The sequence below is a fragment of the Palaeococcus sp. (in: euryarchaeotes) genome (assembly GCF_053987695.1).
This window is the reverse complement of the sequence record NZ_JBMXHE010000034.1, coordinates 1-5,637: the sequence shown is the minus strand read 5'-3', so window position 1 is coordinate 5,637 and position 5,637 is coordinate 1. Positions and strand designations below refer to the sequence as shown.

Below are 5,637 nucleotides of genomic sequence, written 5' to 3'. Positions count from 1 at the left end.
CCCTTTAATTTTTATATCACTGATGCCTTTTAATGCTCATTAAAGCCTTATTTTGACATATTGCTGGGCAAAAAAGGTTAAACACGCTCTTTCGGAAAGCTTATATAGACTTTTACCGATATGAAACTCGGTGATTGTAAAAAATGGCGCTCGACTACTTTTTTACACCACGTTCAATAGCGGTTTTGGGGGCTTCGAATGATTCGATGAAGCTTGGCTATGAAGTCTTCAAGAATCTGAAGGAGTATGGTGATAAAGTTTATCCCGTGAACATTAAGGACGAGGAAGTTCAGGGGGTGAAAGCTTACAAGAATGTAAAGGATATTCCTGACGAAGTAGACTTGGCCGTTATAATAGTGCCAAAGCGTTTCGTCAAACAATCAGTGATAGACTGTGGCGAAAAGGGGGTCAAGGGAATAATAGTGATTACAGCAGGATTTGGAGAAATAGGTGCGGAGGGTAAGAAAGAGGAGAAGGAACTAGTTGAAATAGCTCACAAGTATGGAATGCGTATAATCGGGCCGAACTGTGTCGGAATAATGAACACGCACAACCGCATGAACGCAAGCTTTGTGATGAACGCTGTTAAGGGGAGTGTGGCATTCATAAGCCAGAGTGGAGCCCTGGGTGCTGGAATTGTCTACAAGACGATTAAGGAGAATATCGGGTTCTCAAAGTTCATAAGTGTTGGAAACATGGCTGATGTTGATTTTGCGGACTTGATGGAGGCTCTGGCAGATGACGAGGAGAGCAAAGCCATAGCCCTTTACATTGAGGGTGTGAAGGATGGTAAGAGGTTCATGGAAGTTGCAAAGCGTGTAAGTAAAAAGAAGCCGATAATTGCTTTAAAGGCTGGAAAGAGTGAGAGCGGTGCTAGGGCGGCTTCATCACATACAGGTTCTCTGGCAGGGAGTTATGCAATTTATGACGCTGCTTTCAACCAGAGCGGAATTTTGGTGGCTAATTCTATAGATGAGATGCTCAGTATGGCGAGGGCATTCACCCAGCCGTTGCCAAAGGGGAAGAATGTTGCTATAATGACAAATGCCGGCGGCCCCGGAGTTCTCACGGCTGATGCGATAGACAAGCACGGTCTGAAGCTTGCGAATCTTGAGGAAGAGACCATGAGGAAGCTTAGAGAGTTCTTACCTCCAATGGCTGCAGTGAAAAACCCTGTGGACATGATAGCCTCAGCGAGGGGCGAGGATTACTATAAGACGGCAAAGCTTCTTCTGGAGGATCCGAACGTTGATATGCTCATTGCAATCTGTGTCGTACCAACTTTCGCGGGAATGACCCCCACAGAGCATGCAGAGGGCGTCATAAGGGCAATGAAAGAAGTGAACAATGGAAAGCCTGTTTTAGGGCTATTCATGGCAGGTTATGTAAGCGAGAAGGCAAAAGAAGTCCTGGAGAAAGAGGGAATACCCGCGTATGAAAGACCGGAGGATGTTGGAATAGCTGCCTATGCTCTGGCAAAGTTTAGCGAAATTAATGAGGAATGAGGTGGTTTGAATGGCAAAGGTAACTGATATGGTTTTAATGGATAAGCCGGGGGAGAAGGTTCTCCTCCTTGGAAACCAGGCAATAGCGCGTGGTGCTTTGGAAGCGAACGTTGCTGTTTACGCAGCTTACCCCGGAACTCCGAGCTCTGAACTCACGGATACCATGGCAATGGTCGCCGAGAAGGCCGGTGTCTATATGGAGTATTCAACCAATGAGAAAATTGCCTTTGAGACTGCTTTAGCCGCGGCTTGGAGTGGATTGAGAGCAATGACGGGAATGAAGCACGTTGGATTGAACGTTGCTGCGGATAGTTTTCTTAGTTCCGTTGGAATGGGCGTTGAGGGCGGTTTTGTCATAATGGTTGCTGACGACCCGAGCATGTGGTCCTCTCAAAGCGAGCAGGACACGAGGGTTTATGCGAAGTTTGCAAACGTTCCAGTGTTAGAGCCAAACGATCCTCACGAGGCAAAGGAAATGACAAAGTACGCCTTCGAGCTGAGTGAGAAATTCAAGCACTTCGTAATCCTGAGAACGACCACGAGGAGCTCTCACGCCAGGGGTGATGTTGAGCTTGGAGAACTTCCCGATGAAATAAAGCAAGGAAAAAGGAAGTTCGGCAAGTTTAAGAAAGATCCAAGCAGATTCGTGGATGTTCCCGCAAATGCAAGAAGATTCCACCCAGCAATCCTTGAAAAGATCGAGAAGATCAGGGAAGAATTAAACAACTGCCCATTCAACTGGATTGAAGGAAAGGAAGATGCAAAGGTTGGAATCATTGCTCCCGGTTTAGCCTACGCTTACGTAAAGGAAGCTCTGGCATGGCTCGGCGTTGAGAATGTTAAAGTTCTCAAGCTTGGCACTCCATTCCCTGTTCCCTACAAGCTCCTCGAGCGCTTTATGGACGGTCTTGAGAGGGTTTTAATCGTCGAGGAACTTGAGCCTGTGGTTGAGGAGCAGGTTAAGACATGGGCCTTTGATAGGGGGCTTGACATAGAGATTAAGGGCAAGGAGCTCGTCCCAAGGATCTATGAGATGAGCACCAGAAGAGCCGTGCAAGCAATAGCTGAGTTCATGGGTTTGGAATTACCTGTGGATTACAACAAACTCGATAAGCTCTATGAGAAGGTTTCTCAGATGGTTCCACCGAGACCACCCTCACTGTGCCCGGCGTGCCCCCATAGAAACAGTTTCTATGCAATAAAGAAAGCCACAAGGTCTAGAGGAATCTACCCAAGCGACATAGGATGCTATACGCTCGGATTGCTTCCACCGCTGAATGCCGTTGATACAACGGTTGCCATGGGTGGTTCTATTGGAATTGCTCATGGATTGGATGTGGCATTAAATGGAGTGCCGGGTGAGAAGGAGAGGACGAAAGAGAAGAAGATTATAGTTGGTACGATTGGTGATTCAACATTCTACCACACGGGCCTTCCGGCACTGGCGAACGCGATTTACAACAGATCAAACATCCTCGTGATGGTTCTTGACAATCAGGTTACAGCAATGACGGGCGACCAGCCAAATCCAAGCACGGGGCAAACGCCACATGGGATGGGGAAGAGGATACCAATCGAAGATGTTGCTAAAGCCATGGGCGCTGACTTTGTTGCTGTAGTCGACCCATACGACATTAAAAAGACCTACGAGGTCGTTAAGAAGGCTCTTGAAGTTGAGGGAGTTAGCGTCGTGGTCTCAAGGCAGATCTGTGCTCTCCACAGGATTGGACAAATGAGGCGCAGGGGGGAGAAGTGGCCCATTTATTACGTGGATGAGGAAGCGTGCACTGGCTGCAAGATTTGTATAAACGCTTACGGTTGTCCTGCAATTCAATGGGATGCTGAGAAGAAGAAGGCTTTCGTGGAAGCCAGCATGTGCTGGGGTTGCGGAGGTTGCGCGCAAATTTGTCCTTTTGACGCGTTCAAACCCACGGAGGAGGATGCACAATGAGAGAGTATAATATCGTGATTACGGGTGTTGGCGGTCAGGGAGTTTTGACCGCCTCCCAGATTCTTGGATGGGCCGCTCTTAAGGCAGGGCATAAGACAAGGGTTGGTGAAGTTCATGGAATGAGCCAGCGTTTTGGTAGTGTCATTGCTTACGTGCGCTTTGGTGAGGACGTTTACGGTGCAATGGTCCCCGAGGGGAAGGCCGATGTCATTCTCTCTTTCGAACCAGTGGAAGCCTTGAGATACATAAACTACTTGAAGGAGGGCGGGTTGGTGATTACCAACTCGAAGTCGATCCTCCCAATCCAAGTTTCAATGGGCATGGCGACATACCCCACGGAAGAGGAGATGAGGCAAGTAATAGAAGGGGACTTCAAGGCTAAACTCATATCATTCCCTGCTGAAGAACTCGCAATTAAAGCCGGGCACATTATTACGACGAACACCGTTTTGATAGGTGCATTAACGCAGACTCCGGGCTTCCCCTTGGATGCAGAGCATGTTAAGGAGGTTATTAGAATTAGCGTTCCCCCAAGAGCTGTTGATGTCAACATGAAGGCCTTTGAGCTTGGTGTTAAAGCCGCAAAAGAGATGCTGGGGCTTTGAGGTTTTTTATTTTTTACGCACTTTCCGATTATTCGACTTTAATAAACTCCACTCCTTCTTTGAGCAAAAATAATTCAGCAAACAGTTGAGCTTTTCTAATTATCTTTAAGGCTTCTTCTTGTGACACGCCGATAAGAGAGGGATGTACTACTTTATTCCTGTATTCTTTAATAAGGAACAAATCCTTTAAGATGTCTTCCCCATAATGTTCCATTATTTCATATCTCATTTGTGAAAGGAGTTCCCCCATAGTCATCTTTTTAAGTTTTTGAGTTTTCTTGTAAAATAATATCTGTAGTAACAATTCCACTGCTTGTGCAGACTCTGAAATTGCTATCTTTAAATCTTCCTCTTTCGGAGATTCTTGAAGAAGATTCTGGGCTTTTGTGAGCTTTTTCTTGGCTTCTTTTATTCTCCAAATTTGCTGATATGATGAGAGAAAGGGATACTTCTCTTTTAGTTCTTTAATGCGGCTCTCCCGTATTCTTTGCCACTCTTCATTAAAAAGTGCTCTTTTGTCGCCGGGAAGAAACAAATCTAAGAACTCGGCAGTGGTAAGCACTTTTGTAGTTGGTTTGACTTCTTTTTTCAATTCTTCTATTTCTTTTTGTGAAAATTTGTAAACCAAAGGATCAACAATCACAAAATCAGGTGCTTTCTCTTTAATTTTTTCTTTAGGCTTACCTGTTGACCATGAAAGGAACACAACTTCATCTGGATCACTAAGCCACATGGGAGTTTCCATAAAAAATCCAATTTCACAGATGGTTATTGTTTCATTTGGATTATATATACTCATATACTCGCCCTCAAAAGTGGAGGATTCTCCAGAGACGAATGATTCTATTATATCCATGATAAATTCTTCTATTTCTGATAGAGTTAATTGCCGTCCCTCTTCAGAAATTAACTCGTAGTACAGTTCTCTGTCTACGTATCCAGCTCTCCATAGAGCTAAAATAATATATGCCCGAAACATTCCTTCTATGGTGTTAATTAGTTCTTCATAAACTCGAGCAACTTTTATTAATGGTGTGGAGGGATTGTACATGGTATCCTCAATTCTAAGAGAAAGATATGAAGGTATCTCACCGTAAATAGGAAACTCCTCTTTAACTCCTTCCAAGAATTCCTGTAGAGGGATGATATTAAGAGGGATGATTAGTTTCGAAAAGTCGGAATAGTCCTTTTTCTTTCCCATAACTCCCTCCCCTATTGTATAATCTTCCCGTTGTTTATATAATTTGTTTTTAGTCTCTGTGAATTATCAAAACTCTGACATTAACAAAACATGCTCCTAATCATGGTGCCGCTTGAATTCTTTTAAAATATGTAAATTTCAGAGAATTCAAAAGTAACTTTCTATTAGTTTATAGTCTTCCTCCGGAATTTCCCTCATGGCCTTGCCCATCAAGTGGCCGCTCCAACGTTTTTTGTTCGTGATGAATTTTAATTTTGGAATTAAAGGCTTGAACTCAACCTCTCCAAGCTTTATTGGCTTAATTTTGACTCTCAAAGGATAAGTTTCGTTTAGATGTGGTGGAGACTTGAAGATCTTGGTTGAATCCTGATAAGG

The 5,637-nt window shown here is 44.4% G+C and carries 5 protein-coding genes; 3 read left to right on the top strand and 2 right to left on the bottom strand.

Features of this window, described 5'->3' with window-relative positions; all coding sequences use genetic code 11:
* Positions 1–143: 143 nt before the first annotated feature.
* From ACXJGZ_RS02700 to ACXJGZ_RS02690, 3 genes are read left to right on the top strand one after another with little or no spacing between them, the layout of a single operon-like run.
* A complete protein-coding gene (locus ACXJGZ_RS02700; RefSeq protein WP_456398251.1) occupies positions 144–1,505 on the top strand; it encodes an acetate--CoA ligase family protein in 1,362 nt (453 codons plus the stop codon).
* A 10-nt stretch (positions 1,506–1,515) separates the two neighbouring features.
* The gene (gene iorA / locus ACXJGZ_RS02695; RefSeq protein WP_456398250.1) at positions 1,516–3,456 is read left to right on the top strand and encodes an indolepyruvate ferredoxin oxidoreductase subunit alpha; all 1,941 of its coding nucleotides are present in this window, start codon (positions 1,516–1,518) and stop codon (positions 3,454–3,456) included.
* Positions 3,453–4,061, top strand: coding sequence for an indolepyruvate oxidoreductase subunit beta (locus ACXJGZ_RS02690; protein WP_456398249.1), 609 nt, complete (start codon positions 3,453–3,455; stop codon positions 4,059–4,061). Before iorA ends, ACXJGZ_RS02690 begins: the two co-directional genes overlap by 4 nt.
* A gap of 28 nt (positions 4,062–4,089) precedes the next feature.
* On the opposite strand, the gene ACXJGZ_RS02685 is transcribed toward ACXJGZ_RS02690, so the two are convergent.
* Complete coding sequence (locus ACXJGZ_RS02685; RefSeq protein WP_456398248.1) at positions 4,090–5,262, bottom strand: HEPN domain-containing protein; 1,173 nt, start codon at positions 5,260–5,262, stop codon at positions 4,090–4,092.
* A gap of 147 nt (positions 5,263–5,409) precedes the next feature.
* A partial coding sequence (locus tag ACXJGZ_RS02680; RefSeq protein ID WP_456398247.1) for an EVE domain-containing protein occupies positions 5,410–5,637 on the bottom strand: 228 nt, incomplete at its 5' end.